15 protein-coding genes are annotated in these 20617 nt (G+C 67.5%); 5 read left to right on the top strand and 10 right to left on the bottom strand.

Features of this window, described 5'->3' with window-relative positions; all coding sequences use genetic code 11:
• The first annotated feature begins 60 nt into the window (after positions 1 to 60).
• Genes JQ633_RS00405 through JQ633_RS00385 form a run of 5 tightly spaced genes read left to right on the top strand, consistent with a single transcriptional unit; the run spans position 61 to position 6025 of the window.
• A complete protein-coding gene (locus JQ633_RS00405; protein WP_211981188.1) occupies positions 61 to 537 on the top strand; it encodes a formate dehydrogenase subunit gamma in 477 nt (158 codons plus the stop codon).
• Positions 534 to 2090 carry a formate dehydrogenase beta subunit gene (locus JQ633_RS00400; RefSeq protein WP_211981186.1) on the top strand — a complete coding sequence of 519 codons (1557 nt, stop codon included), beginning with the start codon at positions 534 to 536 and terminating at the stop codon, positions 2088 to 2090. The genes JQ633_RS00405 and JQ633_RS00400 overlap by 4 nt, the downstream gene beginning before the upstream one ends.
• Positions 2091 to 2104: 14 nt before the next feature.
• Positions 2105 to 4981: a formate dehydrogenase subunit alpha gene (gene fdhF / locus JQ633_RS00395; RefSeq protein ID WP_211981184.1), complete on the top strand. Its 2877-nt coding sequence runs from the start codon at positions 2105 to 2107 to the stop codon at positions 4979 to 4981.
• 2 nt (positions 4982 to 4983) lie between these two features.
• A complete protein-coding gene (gene fdhD, locus JQ633_RS00390; protein WP_211981177.1) occupies positions 4984 to 5820 on the top strand; it encodes a formate dehydrogenase accessory sulfurtransferase FdhD in 837 nt (278 codons plus the stop codon).
• Positions 5804 to 6025: a formate dehydrogenase subunit delta gene (locus JQ633_RS00385; protein WP_211981175.1), complete on the top strand. Its 222-nt coding sequence runs from the start codon at positions 5804 to 5806 to the stop codon at positions 6023 to 6025. The genes fdhD and JQ633_RS00385 overlap by 17 nt, the downstream gene beginning before the upstream one ends.
• Positions 6026 to 6161: 136 nt before the next feature.
• On the opposite strand, the gene JQ633_RS00380 is transcribed toward JQ633_RS00385, so the two are convergent.
• From JQ633_RS00380 to JQ633_RS00335, 10 genes are all read right to left on the bottom strand, one after another.
• Positions 6162 to 9119, bottom strand: a complete 2958-nt coding sequence (locus JQ633_RS00380) for a bifunctional [glutamine synthetase] adenylyltransferase/[glutamine synthetase]-adenylyl-L-tyrosine phosphorylase (protein WP_211981173.1) — start codon at positions 9117 to 9119, stop codon at positions 6162 to 6164.
• Entirely contained in the window at positions 9116 to 10564 is a 1449-nt protein-coding gene (locus JQ633_RS00375) for a sensor histidine kinase (protein ID WP_211981172.1), read from the bottom strand. The genes JQ633_RS00380 and JQ633_RS00375 overlap by 4 nt, the downstream gene beginning before the upstream one ends.
• Before the next feature lie 3 nt (positions 10565 to 10567).
• The gene (locus JQ633_RS00370) at positions 10568 to 11248 is read right to left on the bottom strand and encodes a response regulator transcription factor (protein WP_211981170.1); all 681 of its coding nucleotides are present in this window, start codon (positions 11246 to 11248) and stop codon (positions 10568 to 10570) included.
• A gap of 289 nt (positions 11249 to 11537) precedes the next feature.
• On the bottom strand, positions 11538 to 13115 hold the full coding sequence (locus tag JQ633_RS00365) for a Do family serine endopeptidase (RefSeq protein WP_211981168.1): 1578 nt from the start codon (positions 13113 to 13115) through the stop codon (positions 11538 to 11540).
• A gap of 170 nt (positions 13116 to 13285) precedes the next feature.
• Positions 13286 to 13792 carry a cytochrome c-type biogenesis protein gene (locus JQ633_RS00360; protein ID WP_211982696.1) on the bottom strand — a complete coding sequence of 169 codons (507 nt, stop codon included), beginning with the start codon at positions 13790 to 13792 and terminating at the stop codon, positions 13286 to 13288.
• The gene (locus JQ633_RS00355) at positions 13792 to 15777 is read right to left on the bottom strand and encodes a heme lyase CcmF/NrfE family subunit (protein ID WP_211981166.1); all 1986 of its coding nucleotides are present in this window, start codon (positions 15775 to 15777) and stop codon (positions 13792 to 13794) included. Before JQ633_RS00355 ends, JQ633_RS00360 begins: the two co-directional genes overlap by 1 nt.
• Entirely contained in the window at positions 15774 to 16268 is a 495-nt protein-coding gene (gene ccmE, locus JQ633_RS00350; protein WP_211981164.1) for a cytochrome c maturation protein CcmE, read from the bottom strand. The genes JQ633_RS00355 and ccmE overlap by 4 nt, the downstream gene beginning before the upstream one ends.
• A 56-nt stretch (positions 16269 to 16324) precedes the next feature.
• Positions 16325 to 17431 carry a c-type cytochrome biogenesis protein CcmI gene (ccmI, locus tag JQ633_RS00345; protein ID WP_211981162.1) on the bottom strand — a complete coding sequence of 369 codons (1107 nt, stop codon included), beginning with the start codon at positions 17429 to 17431 and terminating at the stop codon, positions 16325 to 16327.
• A 204-nt stretch (positions 17432 to 17635) separates the two neighbouring features.
• On the bottom strand, positions 17636 to 19033 hold the full coding sequence (locus JQ633_RS00340) for a hypothetical protein (protein ID WP_211981154.1): 1398 nt from the start codon (positions 19031 to 19033) through the stop codon (positions 17636 to 17638).
• 127 nt (positions 19034 to 19160) lie between these two features.
• Positions 19161 to 20537: a sensor histidine kinase gene (locus JQ633_RS00335; RefSeq protein ID WP_211981152.1), complete on the bottom strand. Its 1377-nt coding sequence runs from the start codon at positions 20535 to 20537 to the stop codon at positions 19161 to 19163.
• Between the last annotated feature and the right edge of the window lie 80 nt (positions 20538 to 20617).

Raw genomic sequence — 20617 nt, 5'->3', positions numbered from 1 at the left:
ATGTTTCGAGCGATTCCAATTCAATGGAGGAAGCAAAAAAACTGATCATGAGAATCGCGGATGACATCGGGATACGAACCCTGGGATGAGGCGCGCGGCGCTGAAATCATCGCCGAACATTCTGGCCTGGAGGGCGCCACGCTGGTGATCCTGCACGCACTGCAGGAGGCCTTCGGCTACGTGCCCGAGCCGGCGATTCCCATGGTCGCGCAGGCGCTCAGTCTGTCCCGCGCCGAGGTGCACGGCGTGTTCACCTTCTACCACGACTTCCGCAAGCAACCGGCCGGACGCCATGTCCTCAAGCTGTGCCGCGCCGAGGCCTGCCAGGCCGCCGGCGGCGACGCCCTGGCCGCGCGCGCGGAGGCCAAGCTCGGCATTTCCCTCGGCAATACCACCGCCGACGACCGCGTGACGCTGGAGCCGATCTACTGCCTCGGTCTCTGCGCCACCGCGCCTTCGGCAATGCTTGACGGCCGTGTGGTCGGCCGGCTCGACGAGACGCGGATCGACGCGCTGGTCGCGGAGGCACAGCGATGAGCATGCGGATCTTCATCCCTCGCGATGCCGGTGCGGTTGCGGTCGGCGCCGACGACGTCGCCCTCGCCTTCGAGCAAACCGCGGCCAAGCGCGGTGTCGCGATCGAGATCGTCAGGACGGGCTCGCGCGGGCTGTACTGGCTGGAGCCAATGGTCGAGCTGGCGACGCCTCAGGGCCGCATCGCGTTCGGTCCGGTGACGACGGCCGAGGTGCCTGCCCTGCTCGACGCCATGGCCGGCAATGGCCAGCACGCCCTGCGGCTTGGTGTCACGGATGAGATTCCCTGGCTGAAGCGCCAGACCCGCCTGACCTTCGCGCGCTGCGGCGTGATCGATCCGCGCTCGGTCGACGACTACCGCGCCCATGGCGGCTACAGGGGCCTGGAGCGGGCGCTGACGCTGACCTCCGATCAGATCCTCGCCGACGTCACCACCTCGGGCCTGCGCGGCCGCGGCGGCGCCGGCTTCCCGACCGGCATCAAGTGGAAGACGGTGGCGCAGACCAGCGCCGACCGCAAATACATCGTCTGCAACGCCGACGAAGGTGACAGCGGCACGTTCGCCGACCGCATGATCATGGAAGGCGACCCCCTCGTCGTGATCGAGGGCATGACGATCGCGGGCATCACGGTCGGCGCCACCAAGGGCTACATCTACATCCGCTCCGAATATCCGCACGCGGTCGAGGCGATGAACGCCGCGATCGTCGCCGCCCGGCGCGCCGGCCTGCTCGGCAAGCGCATCGGCGGTTCAGTGCATGAGTTCGATCTCGAGGTGCGCGTCGGCGCCGGCGCCTATGTCTGCGGCGAGGAGACCTCGCTGCTCGAGAGCCTCGAAGGCCGCCGCGGCATCGTGCGGGCGAAACCGCCGCTGCCGGCGCACAAGGGCCTGTTCGGCCGTCCGACCGTGATCAACAACGTGCTGTCGTTCGCGGCGATTCCCTTCATCCTCGACAACGGCGCCAAGGCCTATTCCGATTTCGGCATGGGCCGCTCGCGCGGCACGATGCCGATCCAGCTCGCCGGCAACATCAAATACGGCGGCTTGTTCGAGACCGCCTTCGGCATCACGCTCGGCGAACTGATCGACGATATCGGCGGCGGCACCTTCACCGGCCGTCCGGTCCGCGCGGTCCAAGTCGGCGGTCCGCTCGGCGCCTACTTCCCGCGCGCGTTGTTTGATACTCCCTTCGACTACGAAGCGTTCGCGGCGCGCGACGGTCTGATCGGACATGCGGGCGTCGTCGTGTTCGACGACAGCGTCGACATGGCGAAGCAGGCGCGCTTTGCCATGGAGTTCTGCGCCGTCGAATCCTGCGGCAAGTGCACGCCGTGCCGGATCGGCTCGACCCGCGGCGTCGAGACCATCAACAAGATCATCAACGGCGAGCGCGTCGCACAAAACCTCGCCGTGGTCGAAGACCTCTGCAACACCATGAAGTTCGGCTCGCTCTGCGCACTCGGCGGCTTCACGCCCTACCCCGTGATGAGCGCCTTGAAACACTTCCGGGAAGATTTTGGTCCCGCACCGGCCCGTCTGCAGGCCGCGGAATAGACAGGGAAATCACGATGTCGCTGATCCAGGAAATCGATTTCGGCACGCCCAAGTCCAAATCGGAGACGATGGTCACGTTGACCATCGACGGCAATCAGGTCACGGTGCCCGAAGGCACCTCGATCATGCGGGCTGCGATGGAAGCCGGCACGCAGATCCCGAAGCTGTGCGCGACCGACATGGTCGACGCCTTCGGCTCCTGCCGGCTGTGTCTGGTGGAGATCGAGGGCCGTGCCGGCACGCCGGCCTCCTGCACCACGCCTGCAATGAACGGCCTCGTGGTCCACACCCAGAGCGAGCGGCTCAAGCAGCTGCGCAAGGGCGTGATGGAGCTCTACATCTCCGACCATCCGCTGGACTGCCTGACCTGCGCCGCCAACGGCGACTGCGAATTGCAGGACATGGCGGGCGCAGTCGGCCTGCGCGACGTGCGCTACGGTTATGAAGGCGAGAACCACGTCTTCGCCAAGGCCCATGGCTGCGACAACGACAACTGGATGGCGAAGGACGAATCCAATCCGTACTTCACTTACGATCCTTCCAAGTGCATCGTGTGTTCGCGCTGCGTCCGCGCCTGCGAGGAGGTGCAAGGCACCTTCGCGCTGACGATCTCCGGCCGCGGCTTCGACAGCCGCGTCTCGCCCGGCATGAGCGAGAGCTTCCTCGGCTCCGAATGCGTGTCCTGCGGCGCCTGCGTGCAGGCCTGCCCGACCGCGACGCTGACCGAAAAGTCCGTGATCGAGATCGGCCAGCCCGAGCACTCGCTCGTCACCACCTGCGCCTATTGCGGCGTCGGCTGCACCTTCAAGGCCGAGATGCGCGGCGAGGAAGTGGTGCGCATGGTGCCCTACAAGGACGGCAAGGCCAATCGCGGCCACTCCTGCGTCAAGGGCCGTTTCGCCTGGGGCTACACCACGCACAAGGAGCGTATCCTCAAGCCGATGATCCGCGAACGGATCGAGGACCCCTGGCAGGAAGTGTCGTGGGACGAGGCGTTCAACTTCGCCGCCGCGAAGTTCAAGGGCATTCAGGAGAAGTATGGCCGCGACGCGGTCGGCGGCATCACCTCCTCGCGCTGCACCAATGAAGAGACCTATCTGGTGCAGAAGCTGATCCGCGCCGGCTTCGGCAACAACAATGTCGACACCTGCGCCCGCGTCTGCCATTCGCCGACCGGCTACGGCCTGTCGCAGACCTTCGGCACCTCGGCCGGCACGCAGGATTTCGACTCGGTGGAAGACACCGACGTCGTGGTGATCATCGGCGCCAATCCCGCCTCGGCGCATCCGGTGTTCGCCTCGCGGCTGAAGAAGCGGCTGCGCCAGGGCGCCAAGCTGATCGTGGTCGATCCGCGCCGCACCGAGATGGTGGAATCGCCGCATGTGAAGGCGCTGCACCTGCCGCTGATGCCTGGCACCAACGTTGCCGTAGTCACCGCGCTCGCCCATGTCATCGTCACCGAAGGGCTCGTCAACGAAAGCTTCGTGCGCGAACGCTGCGACTGGAGCGAGTTCTCGGATTGGGCGGCCTTCGTCGCCCAGGAGAAGTACAGCCCGGAAGCGACGGCGATCATGACCGGCGTCGATCCGAAGGTGCTGCGCGAGGCGGCGCGGATTTACGCCACCGGCGGCAACGGCGCGATCTATTACGGGCTCGGCGTCACCGAGCACAGCCAGGGCTCGACCACGGTGATCGCGATCGCCAACCTCGCGATGGTCACCGGCAATATCGGCCGGCCCGGCGTCGGCGTGAACCCGCTGCGCGGCCAGAACAACGTGCAGGGCTCCTGCGACATGGGCTCGTTCCCGCACGAGTTGCCCGGCTACCGCCACATCTCGGGCGATGCGGTGCGCGAGCAGTTCGAGGCGATGTGGAACGTCAAGCTCAACAAGGAGCCGGGCCTGCGCATCCCCAACATGTTCGACGCCGCGATCGAAGGCACCTTCATGGGCCTCTACGTGCAGGGCGAGGACATCCTGCAGTCCGACCCGAACACCAAGCACGTGGTGGCGGCGCTGTCTGCGATGGAATGCGTCATCGTCCACGATCTCTTCCTCAACGAGACCGCGAACTACGCCCACGTCTTCCTGCCCGGCTCGACCTTCCTGGAGAAGGACGGAACCTTCACCAATGCCGAGCGCCGCATCCAGCGCGTCCGCAAGGTGATGACGCCGCTCAACGGCTATGCCGACTGGGAGGTGACGATCCTGCTCGCCAAGGCGATGGGCCTCGAGATGAACTACAAGCATCCCTCCGAGATCATGGACGAGATCGCCGCGCTGACGCCGACCTTCGCCGGCGTCTCGTATGCAAAGCTTGACGAACTCGGCTCGGTGCAGTGGCCCTGCAACGACAAGGCGCCCGAGGGCACGCCGGTGATGCATATCGACGGCTTCGTCCGCGGCAAGGGCAAGTTCATCGTCACCGAATATATCGCGACCGACGAGCGCACCGGCCCGCGCTATCCGCTGCTGCTCACGACGGGCCGCATCCTCAGCCAGTACAATGTCGGTGCGCAGACCCGCCGCACCGAGAACGTGGTCTGGCATGCCGAGGACCGGCTCGAGATCCATCCGCACGACGCCGAGCAGCGCGGCGTGCGCGACGGCGACTGGGTGCGGCTGACGAGCCGCGCCGGCGAGACCACGCTGCGCGCGGAGATCACCGACCGCGTGGCGCCGGGCGTGGTCTACACCACGTTCCACCACCCGGACACCCAGGCGAATGTGATCACGACCGACTTCTCCGACTGGGCGACCAACTGTCCGGAGTATAAGGTGACCGCCGTGCAGATCTCGCCTTCCAACGGTCCGTCGGACTGGCAGAAGGCCTATGACGAGCAAGCGCGCCACTCCCGCCGTATTGCGCCGGTGGTGGAAGCCGCGGAGTAGTGATGAGCGAGCCCGTCCATACGGCGAACCGAACCATCTGGCGCGACGGCGCGTTCAGCGCCGGCACGCGCCTGATCCCGGAGGAGACGGCGCTCGCGTTGACCTACAATGGCGGCACCTATGCCGTGATGATGGGCTCGCCCAGGGATCTCGGCGATTTTGCCGTCGGCTTCACCCTGAGCGAAGGCATCGTGCAATCGGCCGATGAAATCGAGACGCTCGACATCGTCGAGCTCGACGACGGCATCGAGCTCAGGATGTGGCTGAAGTCGGACAAGGCCGATCGGCTCGCCGAGCGGCGGCGCCATATCGCCGGGCCGACCGGCTGCGGCCTGTGCGGAATCGATTCCATCGCCGAGGCGGTTCGGCCGGCCGCGGTGGTGCCGGCGGCGCGCGCCTTCTCGCCGCGCGAGATCATGACCGCGATGGCGGCGGTGGCGCCGCTGCAGGAGATCAATCACCAGACCCGCGCCGTGCACGCCGCCGCGTTCTGGACGGGTGCGCGCGGCATCGTGGCGCTGCGCGAGGACGTCGGCCGCCACAACGCGCTCGACAAGCTCGCCGGCGCGCTGGCGCGCGACAAGGCGGTGGCGAGCGAGGGCATGGTGCTGCTGACCAGCCGCGTCTCGGTCGAGATGGTGCAGAAGACCGCAGCGATCGGCGCACCGCTGATGGTCGCGGTGTCGGCCCCGACCGCGCTCGCGGTCAGGATGGCGGACGCCGCCGGCATCACGCTCGCCGCGATCGCCCGCTCGGACGGATTTGAAATCTTCACGCATCCGGAACGCGTCATCGGCGCGGAAACCGGCAAGGAGCTCCCCTATGTCGTCGTCGCCTGACAAGCTGGTCTACATGGCAAACCAGATTGGAAAGTTCTTCCAGAGCCAGGGCCACGACCGCGCGGTGCAGGGCATTTCCGAGCACATCTGGAAGTTCTGGGACCCGAGGATGCGCAAGCAGATCTTCGCCCATCTCGACGCCGGCGGCAGCGGCCTCGAGCCCAACGTCCGCGACGCGCTGGAGAAGCTTAAGCTGCAGGCGTAGCCCTCGGAACTGACTCCGTCAACCGTCACCCTGAGGAGCGCGCAGCGCGTCTCGAAGGGTCGACGGCCCGGCTGGTGGCCGTGCATCCTTCGAGACGCGCTGCGCGCTCTTCAGGATGACGGGACGAACGTCAAAACTAGCCGACGATCGCGGTGAACACCCGACGTACCTCGCTCTGGGTCTCGCGCAGGCGGGCTTCCAGCGAGGAGAAGTCCGGCGTGTCGCCTGCCCGCGCCATCACGCGCAACAGGTCGTCGCCGGCCGTTTCCGGGTTGAACTTGCCGGTGACGCAGAGCCGCAGGATCTGGGTCAGGTCGTGATAGAGCCGCGCCGCCGAGCGCAGGATCTCGGCTTCGGACTGGCCGAGCAAGCCCAGCTTGGCGGCATTGTCGAGCACCTGCAGCGTCGAGACGCTGAGGATATCCGGCTTCACCGAGGCGTGCGCGAGCTGAAGATACTGCGCGATGAAGTCGATATCGACCAGCCCGCCGGCGGCGAGCTTGAGATCCCAGACGTCGTCCTCGCCCTTCTCCAGCGCGATCGCGCGCCGCATGTCGGCGACGTCGGCCGCGGTCGACGCCGCATCGCGCGGCCGCGTCAGCACGCTGCGGATGATCGCCTCGATCTTCTCGCGGAATTCCGGCGAGGCCGAGATCACCCGGGCGCGGGTCAGCGCCATGTGCTCCCAGGTCCAGGCCTCGCGCTCCTGGTAATCCGAGAACGCGTCGATCCGCGAGGCGACCGGGCCGGCGCGCCCGGACGGCCGCAGCCGCATGTCGACCTCGTACAGCACGCCGTAATTGGTGCGCGTCGTGAACGCGCTGATCAGGCGCTGGGTGAAGCGGGCGAAATACTGCGCGCCGTGCAGCGAGCGCTCGCCGTCGGAATCCGGCGCCTCGCCGTCGTAATCATAGAGCAGGATCAGATCGAGGTCGGAGGATGCCGTCATCTCGCGGCTGCCGAGCCGGCCCATCGCGATGATCGCGGTCTCCTGCCCCTTGATGCGGCCGTATTGCGCGGCGAACTGATCGGTGACGAGGCCGTGCACGGTGTGGACGATACCCTCGGCGACATCAGCGAAGGCGGTGCTGGCGTGCTGCGCCGACACCGTGCCGGACAGGATGCGGGTGCCGATCAGGAACAGGCTCTCCTGGCCGAACAGCCGCAGGCGGTCGAGGAAGTCCTCATAGGACGACGCATCCTGCAGCGTGGCGGCGAGCCGGTCCGACAGCTCCTTCCGGTCCGGCATGGCGCCGAAGAAGCGCGGATCGATCAAGCCGTCCATGATCTGCGGCTGGCGCGCCAGCATGTCGCCGAGCCGCGGCGCCGCGCCGAGGATCAGCGCAACCAGCGCGACGAGGTCGCGGTTCTGGCTGAGCAGCGAGATCAGCCGCCCGCCGCGCTGCAACGCGCCGAGGAAGCGGTCGAACGCCGTCACGGCGTCGTCGGGCTCCTCGGCACGCGCGAGCCCGTCGATCAGGCCGGGAATGAATTCGAGGAACGCGGTGCGCGTCGCCTCCACGCGCAGCGCGCGGTAGTCGCCCTCGATCCAGTTCTGCACGGTGCCGGCGACCGCGACCGGCTTCTTGAAGCCCAGATTGGCGAGGTGCTCGACCAGGCGGGCATCCTCGGGACCGCCGCCGTAGTTGAGATCCGGCAGCCTCGCGGTGCCGGTCGGATCGTCGCCCTCGAACAGCTTGCCGTAATGGCTCTGCACGATCTTGAGCTGGCCGAGCAGGTCCTTGGCGAACGCCTCGCGGTTCTCGTAGCCGAAGAAATGCGCAAAGCGCTCGACGGCCTCGGGCTCCTCGGGCAGCGAGTGAGTCTGCTCGTCGGCGATCATCTGCAGGCGGTGCTCGACCCGGCGCAGGAACTCGTAGGCGGTCGTCAGCTGGTCGCGCGCCTCATAGGTGATCCAGTTGCTGTCGGCGAGTACGGTCAGCGCTTCCAGCGTCGGCCGCACCCGCAGCTCCGGATGGCGGCCGCCGGCGATCAGCTGCTGGGTCTGGGCGAAGAACTCGATCTCGCGGATGCCGCCGCGGCCGACCTTGACGTTGTGGCCCTCGACCGAGATCTCGCTCTGGCCGCGATAGGTCTGCATCTGCCGCTTCATGTCATGGACGTCGGCGAGCGCGGCAAAATCCAGGTGCTTGCGCCAGACGAACGGCGCGAGCTCGGCGACCAGCGCGTCGCCGGCCCGGGCGTCGCCGGCGCAGGGCCGCGCCTTGATCATCGCCGCGCGCTCCCAGGTGCGGCCCTCGCGCTCATAGTAATGCAGCGCGGCGTCGGTCGAGATCGCGACCTGGGTCGAGGCCGGATCCGGCCGCAGCCGCAGATCGACCCGGAACACGTAGCCCTCGCCGGACCGCTGCTGCAGTATCCGCGCCATCGCCTGCGTCACCCGCACGAAGAACGGCTGCGGCTCGATATCCTCGGCGAGCGAGGTGGCGTTGCGATCGAAGAACACGATCAGGTCGATATCGCTGGAATAGTTCAGCTCGCCCGCGCCCATCTTGCCCATCGCCAGCACGATCAGGCCGGAGCCCGCCTCGGGATGATCCGGATCGGCGGCGGTCATCCGGCCGCGGGCGACTTCCTGGCGGAACAGATAGCGCAGAGCCGATTGGACCGAGGTCACCGCGATGTCGGTCAGCGCGCCGGTGACGCGCATCACCGGCCAGACCCCGCCGATGTCGCACAGGGCGATCATCAGCGCCGCTTCCGCCTTCAGGCGGCGCAGCAGCTGCATCACCTCGGCCTCGCTGCCGGCGGCCAGCACGTCGCGGGAGGTGGTCTCGATCAGGCCGGGCAGATGCGACTCCGGGTCGCATGACAGAACGCGGATCAGCCGCGCGGCATCGGCACGCGCGAGCTCGAACAGGTAGGGCGAGAACTCGGTGATACCGCGCAGGATGTCGCGGGCGTGCGGCTGGTCCAGCAGCGCCTCGAGCGCGGCCGATTGGGCCGGCTCGAGCTCGGCGAACCAGTCAGTCAGGCGCTGATCGGCGGATTGCGGCGCGGCGACACGCGGTCCGTCCGCGAACCGCGCGGCCAGAGCATGTCGATCCGCGTTTCCCGGCGCGGCGGCATTCATGCCGCCTTCTGTGGCACATCCTGCGTTTGAGCCGCAAGCCTGTCACTGCCGCCCACCCGCGCCGGCAGCACCAGGGTCGCGACCAGGCCGGGATGCGCATCGCCGAGCCGCAACTCGCCGCCATGGAGGGTCGCCACCGCCGAAGCCAGGCTGAGGCCGAGCCCGGAACCCGGCAAGGTGCGGCTGGCCTCGAGGCGGACGAAGCGCTCCACCGCGTGCTTGCGGTCACCCTCGGGGATGCCGGGTCCGTGGTCGGTGACGCTGAGCAGCACCTGGCCGCCCTCGCGCCGCGCCTCGATCAGGATCGCGCTGGCCTGCCCGCCCGGCGGCTGCACGCCGGCTTCCGGCTTGCCGTATTTGATGGCGTTCTCGACCAGATTGGCCAGCGCCTGGCTGATCAGTTCGCGGTTGCCGTGGATCGGGGTCGGTGCGGTCTTCACCTGCAGCGTCATGCCGTCGTCCTCGGCCAGCGGCTCGTACAGCTCGTGGATGCCGTTGGCGACGTCGGCGCCGTCGAAATCGTCCATGTTTCCGCGCGCCTGGCCGGACTCGGCGCGCGCGATCATCAACAGCGCGTTGAAGGTGCGGATCAGCCCGTCGGACTCCTCGATCGTCCGCTCCAGCGCCGCGCGGTAATCGGCCTCGCTGCCCGACCTTGCCAGAGCCTCCTCGGCGCGGTTGCGCAGCCGTGTCAGCGGCGTCTTGAGGTCGTGGGCGATGTTGTCGGAGACCTCCTTGAGGCCGGTCATCAGCGCCTCGATACGCTCCAGCATGGCATTGAGGTTTTCCGCGAGGCGGTCGAGCTCGTCGCCGCTGCGGCCGACCGGCAGCCGGCCGGACAGGTCGCCGGCCATGATCCGCCGCGTCGTGCCGGTCATGGCATCGATCCGGTGCAGCACGCGGCGCGCGACGAAAATGCCGCCGCCGATGCCGAGCACGACGACGACCAGGATCGACCATTGCGCGGCCTTGGCGACGATCCCGAACAGCCGCCGCCGCTCCTCCAGATCGCGCCCGACCAAGAGGCGGAAGCCGTTGGTCAGCTCGGTGACCCGCACCAGCGCACGATGATCGGTGTTGTCGTCGAGCCGACGATAGGCGGTCTCGGTCCAGCCCTGGATACCCATCACGCCCGGCGCCAGCGACTCGATATTGCCGGCCAGCGCCTGCCCGTTCGGCGCTGTCACCAGGTACAGATTGGCGCCAGGCCGCAGCGCACGGTTGCCCATTGTGTTGAGCAGGCCGCGCAGGCCGCGACGGTTATAGATGTCGGAGATCTCGCCGATCTCGGCGTTCACCGTGATCGTGATCTGCTCGGTGATCAGCCGGCGGGTATTCCAGGCGAAATAGCCCAGCAGCGAGGCGGCAAACAGCGCAAACAAGAACAGATACACCAGCGTCAGCCGAAACGCCGTGGTGCGGATCAGTTTGCCGAAGGCGGTCACGGTCTACCTGATGCCGTCACGGATCATGTATCCCGCGCCGCGGATCGTATGCAGCAGCGGCCGCTCGAAGCCCTTGTCGATCTTGGAGCGCAGCCGCGAGATGTGCACGTCGATGACGTTGGTCTGCGGATCGAAATGATAGTCCCAGACGTTCTCCAGCAGCATGGTGCGCGTCACCACCTGTCCGGCATGCTTCATCAGGTATTCGAGCAGGCGAAACTCGCGCGGCTGCAGGGTCAGCTCGTCCTTGCCGCGGGCGACGCGATGCGAGAGCCGGTCGAGCTCGAGGTCGCCGACCCGGTAGACGGTCTCCTCGGCCGGGCCGACATTGCGCCGTGACAGCACCTCGACGCGCGCCAGCAGTTCGGCGAAGGAATAGGGTTTCGGCAGATAGTCGTCGCCGCCGGCGCGCAGGCCCTTGATGCGGTCGTCGACCTGGCCGAGCGCCGAGAGGATCAAGACCGGCGTGCGGTTGCCCTTGTCGCGCAGGCTTCCGATCAGCGACAGCCCGTCGCGCTTCGGCAGCATCCGGTCGACCACCAGCACGTCGTATTCGCCGGTCTCGGCCATCGAAAGCCCCTCCTCGCCATCGGCAGCGAGGTCGGCGATGTAGCCGACTTCGCGAAATGCCTTGACCAGATAGTCGGCGGATTCGCGGTCATCTTCGATGATCAAAATGCGCATTTGCGGAGCGGTTGCGGTCACGGAAATTGGCCCTCTGTCAGCATGGCGCGGCCGGCCTGCACATGCAAGACGACCGCGCGTAATCTCGGAGTTTTGCTGCCGCGGTATCGCGCGGAGGCGAGAAAAGTGGGCGGTGAAGCTGGGGGACTTCACCGCCCTGAGACCTTCCGACGGAGGGGGGCGTATTCCATCGAAAGGCAACAGAGGGAGCGGGCGGGGCGCCCGCCCCCCGAGAAGCGCCGTCGGCGGGGGCGACTGATGCCGGCGACACTTCCCAACTCATAGATAGTTATCCCTTGGCCAACGGCACTGCCACGAAGCGCGACGAACCGCCGCTCTTCACGCGCATGAGAACGCTGTTCTTGTTGTCGCTGCGCGCCGCGGTGATCGCATCGCGCACCTCACCAGCGGTACCGACGGTCTTGCCGGCAACCTCGAGGATCACGTCGCCTTCCTTGAAGCCCCGCTCGGCGGCGGCACTCTTGGGATCGACCTCGGTCACGACCACGCCGTCCTTGCCGGCGCCGGCCACGCTGTTGGCGGGCGCCACGGTGAGGCCGAGCTTCGGCACGTCGGTGCCGCGGGACGACTCCTTGCCACCCTTGTCGGTGTCGGCCTTGGCCTCGATGTTGTTCGGCAACTGGCCGAGCGTGAGGTTGACGACCTTGTCCGAGCCCTTGTGCAGCACGTTCAGCTTCACCGAATTGCCGGGCGACAGGCCGCCGATGGTGCGGGCGAGCTCGCGCGCATCCTTGACCGGCTCGCCGTTGACGGCGGTGATGACGTCACCCGACTCGATGCCGGCCTTCGCCGCCGGGCCATTGGCCTGCGGTTCGGCCACCAGCGCGCCTTCGGCCTTTTTCATGCCGAGGCTGTCGGCGATGTCGGAGGTCACCGGCTGGATCTGGACGCCGATCCAGCCACGGCTGACCGAGCCCTTGTCCTTCAGCTGCGCAATGACGCTCTTCACGGTCGCGGCGGGGATCGAGAACGCGATGCCGACGCTGCCGCCGGACGGCGAGTAGATCGCCGTGTTGACGCCCATCACCTCGCCCGACATGTCGAACGCCGGACCGCCCGAATTGCCCTTGTTCACGGGCGCATCGATCTGGATGAAGTCGTCATACGGGCCGTTGCCGATGTCGCGGCCGGAGGCGGACACGATGCCCGCGGTCACGGTGCCGCCGAGGCCGAAGGGGTTGCCGACCGCCAGCACCCAGTCGCCGATGCGCGGCTTGGTGTCGGACAGCTTGGCGAACTGGAAGTTCGGGCCACCCTCGACCTTGATCAGCGCGAGATCGGTCTTCGGATCGGTGCCGATCACCTTGGCGGAATAGGTCTTGCCTTCATCGGTCGTGACTTCGACCTTGTCGGCGCCGTCGACGACGTGATTGTTGGTCACGGCGTAGCCGTCAGCCGAGATGAAAAAGCCGGAACCCTGGCCGGTCACGACGCCGCCGCCGCGCGGTCCGCCGCGCAGACCCGGGGGCAGACCATCCGGACCGCCGAAGCGGCGGAAGAAGCGCTCCATCGGCGAACCCGGCTGGAACGGCGAGTCGTCATTGCCGTCGTCCTTCGCGACCTTCTCGCGGATGTTGACCTTCACCGAGATCACCGACGGCTTCACGCGCTCGACGATGTCGGCAAAGCCGACCGGCTGCTGAACCTTGCGGACCTCGTTGTTGACCTGGGCATGCGCCGGGGTCGAGAACAGGTCGCCCGGATTATGCGACGGGCTGAGGCCGTAAGCGGCGACGCCGAGGCCGGCGACAACCGACGCCATCAGCGCGAATTTGCGGGCGGAAAACAGCGAGCGCTTCGGCGCCTTGTAGGATGGAAGGGTCGAGAGGTCGGGACGGTCGGTCATTGCTTGAAATCTCCAGGCCAGAATCAACGGTGCGGGGGGCAGGCACCTGATGCGTCTGAACATGGCGTCATCAGCCTTACAGCGGGCTGGATGCGGAATTAAACTTTGGTAATTAAGGCGGCCGCGCATGCGGCAGAATAGCGCAGCCAAAAGAAGGGGTTATCGAGGAACTAACCGCGCTGTTCCGGCGCGGAATCCACCGCCAAAAGGCGCTCCAGCCGTGCCTGTTCCTCGGCAGTCAATGCCGGGGCGGAACCGGCCTCGCCATCAGCGGGAGTTCCCTTGCGCCGGCCGAACCGCCACAGCGCGAAACCGCCCAGCAGCAGCACCAGCGGCGGGGTCAGCCAGAGCAGCAGCGTGTGCTCGTTGACGCGCGGCTTCAGCAGCACGAATTCGCCGTAGCGGGCCACCAGAAAATCGATCACCTGCCGGTCGTTGTCGCCGGCCGCGATGCGTTCACGCACCAGGAGGCGAAGGTCACGCGCCAGCGGCGCTTCCGAATCGTCGATCGACTGGTTCTGGCAGACCATGCAGCGCAGTTCGCGTGACAGGTCGCGCGCCCTCGCCTCCTTGGCCGGATCGGCCATGACCTCGTCGGGCAGCACGGCATGGGCCGGCAGCGCGCCGAGCGCGAGGGTGATCGCGACGATGCCGGCAAGGAGGCTGCGTGAGTGCATCATTCGGCCGCCTGCAATGCGCGAGACGACGCCTTGGCCGGCTTCGGCGCACCAACCCGCAGGCGGCGATCGGACAGCGACAGCACGCCGCCGAAGGCCATCAGCACCGGTCCCCACCAGATCAGCAGTACCAGCGGCTTGTGATAGATGCGCACCGCGATCGCGCCGTCGGCCGACGCGTCGCCGAGCGAAATGTAGAGCTGGCTCGCGCCGCGGGTCAGCAGCGCGGCCTCCGTCGTCGCCGCGCCGCGGGTCGTGAAGTTGCGCTTCGACGGCGTCATCACGCTGACCTTCTCGCCGTCGCGGCTGACGGTGAACTGGGCCAGCATTTCGCGGAAATTCGGTCCCTGCCGCTGCGTCAGGCCGTCGAGCTTCAACTCGTAGCCGGCAACCCTGGCGACGTCGTCCGGCTTCATGGCGCCGATATATTCGCTGTTCCAGGTGGTCTCGCAGACGATGCCGATCAGCGCGACGCCGAGGCCGGCATGCGCGAATACAGTGCCCCAGGTCGCGCGCGGCAACCCGCGCGCCCGGCGCAGCGAGATCGGCAGCGGCACCCGGAACAGCGCGATGCGCTCGGCGAGATCGCACAGCGCGCCGACGATCACAAACACCGCGAGCCCGATCGCGACCGGGGCCAGCGTCGCCCCGCCATAGGTCCACGCCAGCACCAGCGCGATCGCCAGCAGCGCGGCGATGCCGGCAGCGAGCAGCCGCTGCGCCGCGCCGAGCAAATCGCCGCGCTTCCAGGCCAGCAGCGGCCCGAACGGCACCGCGATCAGAAGCGGCACGAACAGCGGCGCAAAGGTGAAATTGAAGAACGGCGCGCCGACCGAGATCTTCTCGCCGGTGAGCACCTCGAGCGCCAGCGGGTACAGCGTGCCGATGAACACGGTGGCGCAGGCCGTGGTCAGCAGCAGATTGTTCAGCACCAGCGCGCCCTCGCGCGAGATCGGCGCGAACAGCCCACCCTGCTTCAGCGCCGAGGCGCGCCAGGCATAGAGCGAAAGGCTGCCGCCGATGAAGACGCAGAGGATCAAGAGGATGAAGACGCCGCGCGTCGGATCGGTGGCGAAGGCGTGCACCGAGGTGAGCACGCCGGAGCGCACCAGGAAGGTGCCGAGCAGCGACAGCGAGAAGGTCAGGATCGCGAGCAGCACGGTCCACACCTTCAGCGCATTACGCTTCTCCATCACCAGCGCCGAATGCAGCAGCGCGGTGCCGGCGAGCCACGGCATCAGCGAGGCGTTCTCGACCGGATCCCAGAACCACCAGCCGCCCCAGCCGAGCTCGTAATAGGCCCAGTAAGAGCCCATCGCGATGCCGAGGGTCAGGAAGATCCAGGCCACCAGCGTCCACGGGCGCACCCAACGCGCCCAGGCGGCATCGATGCGGCCCTCGAGCAGCGCGGCGACCGCGAAGGAGAACGAGATCGAGAAACCGACATAGCCGAGATAGAGCATCGGCGGATGCACGGCGAGGCCGATGTCCTGCAGCACCGGATTGAGGTCGCGTCCCTCGAGCGGCGGGTTGGCGATGCGCAGGAACGGATTCGAGGTGATCAGGATGAAGAGATAGAAGGCGCTGGCGACCCAGGCCTGCACCGCCAGCACATGCGCGCGCAGCGACAGCGGCAGATTGTTGCCGAAGGCGGCAACGAGGCCGCCGAACAGCGCCAGGATCGACACCCACAGCAGCATCGAACCTTCATGGTTGCCCCAAACGCCGGTGATCTTGTAAAGCAGCGGCTTCAGCGAATGCGAGTTCTCGTAGACGTTGAGGACCGAGAAATCCGAAGTGACGTGCAGCGTCACCAGCGCCGCGAACGAGGCCGCGACGAACAGCAATTGCGCGAGCGCGGTCGAGCGCGCGACGTTCATCAGCGCAGCGTCGCGCCAACGCGCACCGAGCAGCGGCACGACGGACTGGATCAGCGCGAGGCCCAGCGCGAGCACCAGGGCATAGTGTCCACTCTCCGCGATCACCGCATCGCTCCCTGGGTCGGGGCCGCCGAGGCGCTCGGCTGTGCGCCCGGCTTGCCGTAGTCGTCCTTCCAATGGCCCTGCTTCTTCAGCGCGTCGGCGACTTCCTTCGGCATGTAGGTCTCGTCATGCTTGGCCAGCACGGTGTCGGCGCGGAACACGCCCGATGCATCGAGCGCGCCCTCGGCGACGACGCCCTGCCCTTCACGGAACAGGTCCGGCAGGATGCCCTTGAAGGCGACCGGCAGCGTCGCGCCGCCGTCGGCTACGGTGAAGGTGACGGCGAGATTGTCGCCGCGCTTGACCGAGCCGGTCTCCACCAGGCCGCCGAGGCGGAAGCGCTTGCCGGGGCCGATGTGCTTTTCGGCGACCATCGACGGCGTCGAGAAGAACACGATGGAATCGCGCAGCGCGTTCAGCACCAGCCCCGCGGCGATCGCGAGCACCGCGAGCGCGCAGCCGATCAATGTCAGACGCCGTTGCTTCCTGGTCATGGTCCATCCTTGCGCACGACGTTCTCCGAAATCAGCTGCCCATCCGGCGTCATGCGTTATCCATCCAGCCCGAGATTCTTCAGCCCTTCATTGAGCTGACGCAAGCGCTCGGCGTCCTTGGCGACGGCTTGGCGGGCGTCGCCGAGCGCGCTCATCGCCTTGTCGCGTTCGCCCATCACGAGGTAGGCGCGCACCAGCCGCAGCCAGCCCTCGACGTCGTCGCCATTCTGCTTCAGCCGCGTCGCCAGCCGGTCGACCATGCCCTGGATCATCGAGCCGCGCTCGGCCTCGCTCATGTCCTTGGCCGCCGCCATCGCGCCTTCCGGGAGCGCCGGGGCGGCGACGCCGCCGACGCGCACCAGCGCGGCCTGCACCAGCGGCCGCCACGGCGCGTCCGCCGGCGCCTTCGCCAGCATCTTCTGCCAGATCGCGGCGGCGTCGGTCTTGCGGCCGTCCTGCTCGGCGGCGATGCCGAGGAAGTAGTTCGCCTTGGCCTCATCGGCATCCAGCGCCACGGCGCGGTCGAACTCGGTCTTGGCTTCCGCCGTGACGACGCCGCCGGCCGTGCCCATCAGCGCCTCACCAAGCGCGGCGCGGCGATCGGCGGTGTCGCCGGCATAGGTGATGGCGTTGCGATAGGCACGGACCGCGTCATCGTAGCGGCCGAGGCGCGACAGCACCGGCGCCAGCACGTTCCAGCCGCGCCCGTCGGTCGGGTTCTTCTCCAGATGGGCCTCGACCTGCGCGACCAGATTGGCCAGCGGCTGATTGGCGTCGGCGACCCGGCTGCGTTCGGACAACGGAAAATCGCCGAGCTGCGGCGAGCCGAGCGTGAGGTAGAAGCCGGAGGCGATGACCGGCAAGCCGACCAGGGCGACGACCGCCGCCGCGCGCCGCAACCTGAGATGACCTTTGACCGGACCCTCGCGCCCGCCTTGGTCGGCGGCCGCGAGCAGGCGCCGGCTGATCTCCACCCGCGCGGCATCCGCCTCCGCCGCGCCGATGATCCCGGCGGCCATGTCACGGTCGATTTCGGCAAGCTGGTCGCGATAGACCACGACCTCGCTGCCGCCACTCTCCGTGCGCCCGCGACGGCTGAGCGGCCACAGCACGGCAAAGATCGCCGCGACCGTCATCAGCGCGAACACAAACCACAGCGTCATCAAGCGGTTCCCGGGTGGAACGGCGGCTTCAGGTGAGCCGCTTTAGAATCGCTTTACACTACCGGCACTAAGCCCGGCAATTGACAATTACTGGATCGATGAGGCGGGGAAAGCAGGACGTTCGGCCGGCGCTTCCGGGAGCGCTAAAGTGCAATGCGATCAAGCTGAAGCGTCACCGCGTTTTAGCTCTTGTTTAAGCATAATTCAGCCGGCACGGGAGGATTTGCGCTCGCCGGTCACGGCATTCTCGGCCGCCCGGTTCATCAGCGAGGCATAGTCGTGCCCGAACAGCACCTCGCAGAACCGGATCGCGGCCTGGACCTGCTGCTGCCGGTAGGCGCGCACCCGGACATCGCCGCCGCGCAGCGACTGCACCAGCCCCTCGGTCGAGTGCTCGACATAATGCTGCAGATCCGAGAAGGTCCGCAGCGTCACCTCGTTGATGGCGAGCTCGCTGGCATAGGTGCGGCACACCGCGACGAAATCGATCAGCGCGGCGGTGTCCTCGACCTCGGACATGTCGACCTTGGCGCCCGCGGAAATATCCTTGTCGGCGCGCTGGCGCAGGATGCGGCGGACCCGGCCCGGCACGCTCTCGATCTCTGACTGCAATGCATTCGAGGTGTCGGCGCGGACCGAGGTGAGCTGGCGGCCCCAGGTGGAGTCGTTGCGTAGATCGAGCTCGGTCCGCAGGCCGCGGACGCCGTCATGCAGGGTCTTGAGCTGGTCGCCGACATATTCGAAATGACCGCGCCTGATGTCGGTGCGCAGGCAGGCCGCGACGAACGACAGATCATGCAGCGCGATGGTGACGGCGACACCATAGGGCGTTGCCAAGACCCGCAGCTCATCGTCGGAGCCCGCCATCTTGATGGCGAGGCGAATGATCTGCCACGGCGCGACCAGCCGCTGGGCGATCAGTGACAGCGCGAACGGCAACAGCTGCGGCGTCTGCAGCGACGGCACCTTGAGCGCGTCGGTGGCGGACGCGATCTGGGAGTCGGCGAACACCCGGATCTGGGCCGGCAGACGGTTTCCGAGCGTCTCAAGCGCCTCGCGCGCCTGCAGCACCAGCCCGATCGGCACCAGGTCCTCGACGACGCTGGGCGGGCCGACCCGCGACAACGCGCGCTGGCGGTCGTCGCCCTGCGCCGGGTTCGCCAGCTTGACGATGGCCTCGGCGGCCACGGCCTGGAACTTGCGCGCGGCGGCTTCCATTGGACCGTTTTCGGAAGCTGCGGCCAGCTCCGCCTCGAAGTCGCGGGCCGCTGCCGGCGCGCCCTCGCGGGCAAGCCACTGCCAGACCGCCAGCAGCGAGGCGCGCTTTATTTGGCCGGGCCGGGTCGGGAAATTGGTCTCGACAAGGAACGGCTCGAGCGGGCGGAACAGCAGCCGGGCCGGATCGTCGGTGCGCGGCGGGATCTCGTCGTCTTCCTCGGCGCCGCGGACGATCTTGCGCAGCTGCTCCAGCACCATGTTGGCGACGGCGATGTCCTCGCCGCGCTCGACGGCGCGCTCGAGCTCGCGCATCAGCAGCGCCTGCGATTGCGGCGGAAGCTGCGCGAGATAATCTCTCAGCCGCTCGGTCGATTTCTGGCTCATGCGCCTGGTAAGTGAAAGCCCGGGTGCCCCGCGGAGGCGCAGCAGCGCGTCCAACCCCGATCTTAAAAGGGTCCGCGTTAAGAAGCCGTTTAGGAATAATGACAGCCCGGCGACCGGCGCGGCGGAGCTAGACCCCCGGCAGCACGAGCTCCGCCCGCAGACCGCCGATCGGCGCATTCAGCAGTGTGAGACGGCCGCCATAGAGCCCGGCGAGATCGGTCACGATCGACAGCCCGAGCCCCGAGCCGGGCTTGGATTCGTCGAGCCGCTGGCCGCGGCGCGAGACCTGGGCGCGCTCGGTTTCGGACAGGCCGCGGCCGTCGTCATCGACCACGATATGCAGCCTGGGCCCGGCGCCCGCCTCCTTCGCCGGTTCGACGCTGACCTCGATGAGGACCTGCGAGTCCGCCCATTTGCAGGCATTGTCGACGAGATTGCCGACCATCTCCTCGAGGTCCTGCCGCTCGCCGCGGAAGCGCGCCGCCGGATCGGCCTTGGCCTCGATCGAGAGGTCGCGATCGCGATGGATCTTCTCCATGGTCCGGCGCAGCGCCTCGATCGCCGGGGCCACCTCGGTAATGGTGCTGACGATGGTGACGCGGGCGGCGATCCGCGCGCGCTCGAGGTGATGGGCGACCTGGTCGCGCATCACCGTGGCCTGCTCCAGCACCTTGCTCGCGAAGGGATCGGCGGCATGCGCGCCGGCCTCGTTCACGATCACCGACAACGGCGTCTTGATCGCATGGGCGAGATTGCCGACATGGGTGCGCGAGCGCTCGACGATTTCCCGGTTGGCATCGATCAGCGCGTTGGTCTCGCGCGCCAGCGGCGCGATCTCGACTGGAAACTGACCTTCCAGCCGCTCGGCGCGGCCGGAGCGGATGTCGGCGATCGCGTCCGAGATGCGTTTCAACGGCGCGAGGCCGTAGCGGACCTGGAAGATCGTGGTGAGCAGCAGCACAACGCCGAGCGCGGTGAAGGTGCCGCCGAGGTAATAATCGAAGCTGCGCGTCTCGTCGAAGATCTCGGTGGCATCGCCGGCGACGCTGACCAGGAATTTGCCGTCGGCGCCGAGGTCGACCGGACGTTCCACCATGCGCAGGCTCTGGCCCTCGGGCCCGTCGACATAGCCGAGCCGGACGCCGGCGGCGGTCAGATCCGCGCCGTGCTCCTCGAGCCTCGGCAGCTTCTTGTCCCACAGCGAGCGTGAGGCGCGGGTCTCGCTTTTCTCGGTATCGGTGCGGGTGATCTGCCAGTACCAGCCCGACAGCGGTAGGTCGAACAGCGGCTCGCCGAGCGACTGGAACTGGCGGTCGGCCGGCTCGTCCGGCGTCGCCACCTCGGCGATCAGCGTGCGCAGATAGAGATTGAGCCGGCGGTCGAACGCGCGTTCGGTCGCGTCGCGATAGACCGACGACAGGATGACGCCCGTGATCGCCAGGATCACCACCAGCCAGGCGGTCGCCGAGACGAACAGGCGGGTGGCAAGGGAGCTTCCGCGCATCAGGGCACGGTCTCGAAGATCATGTCAGCAGGCCTCGACATGGCGAATCCCGTTCTTAGAGCATGATCCGGAAAAGTGGA

The sequence above is a fragment of the Bradyrhizobium tropiciagri genome, assembly GCF_018130505.1.
In the GTDB taxonomy this organism is placed as follows: Bacteria; Pseudomonadota; Alphaproteobacteria; order Rhizobiales; family Xanthobacteraceae; genus Bradyrhizobium; species Bradyrhizobium tropiciagri_B.
Note: the sequence above shows the minus strand (reverse complement) of the source record. Positions and strands in the feature narration are given on the sequence as shown.

Bases quoted from the DNA above. Each gene is read 5' to 3' on its own strand.
- JQ633_RS00405 (WP_211981188.1), top strand. From the start codon at position 61: ATGACATCGGGATACGAACCCTGGGATGAGGCGCGCGGCGCTGAAATC.
- JQ633_RS00400 (WP_211981186.1), top strand. From the start codon at position 534: ATGAGCATGCGGATCTTCATCCCTCGCGATGCCGGTGCGGTTGCGGTC.
- fdhF (WP_211981184.1), top strand. From the start codon at position 2,105: ATGTCGCTGATCCAGGAAATCGATTTCGGCACGCCCAAGTCCAAATCG.
- fdhD (WP_211981177.1), top strand. From the start codon at position 4,984: ATGAGCGAGCCCGTCCATACGGCGAACCGAACCATCTGGCGCGACGGC.
- JQ633_RS00385 (WP_211981175.1), top strand. From the start codon at position 5,804: ATGTCGTCGTCGCCTGACAAGCTGGTCTACATGGCAAACCAGATTGGA.
- JQ633_RS00380 (WP_211981173.1), bottom strand. From the start codon at position 9,119: ATGAATGCCGCCGCGCCGGGAAACGCGGATCGACATGCTCTGGCCGCG.
- JQ633_RS00370 (WP_211981170.1), bottom strand. From the start codon at position 11,248: ATGCGCATTTTGATCATCGAAGATGACCGCGAATCCGCCGACTATCTG.
- JQ633_RS00365 (WP_211981168.1), bottom strand. From the start codon at position 13,115: ATGACCGACCGTCCCGACCTCTCGACCCTTCCATCCTACAAGGCGCCG.
- JQ633_RS00360 (WP_211982696.1), bottom strand. From the start codon at position 13,792: ATGCACTCACGCAGCCTCCTTGCCGGCATCGTCGCGATCACCCTCGCG.
- ccmE (WP_211981164.1), bottom strand. From the start codon at position 16,268: ATGACCAGGAAGCAACGGCGTCTGACATTGATCGGCTGCGCGCTCGCG.
- ccmI (WP_211981162.1), bottom strand. From the start codon at position 17,431: ATGACGCTGTGGTTTGTGTTCGCGCTGATGACGGTCGCGGCGATCTTT.
- JQ633_RS00340 (WP_211981154.1), bottom strand. From the start codon at position 19,033: ATGAGCCAGAAATCGACCGAGCGGCTGAGAGATTATCTCGCGCAGCTT.
- JQ633_RS00335 (WP_211981152.1), bottom strand. From the start codon at position 20,537: ATGCGCGGAAGCTCCCTTGCCACCCGCCTGTTCGTCTCGGCGACCGCC.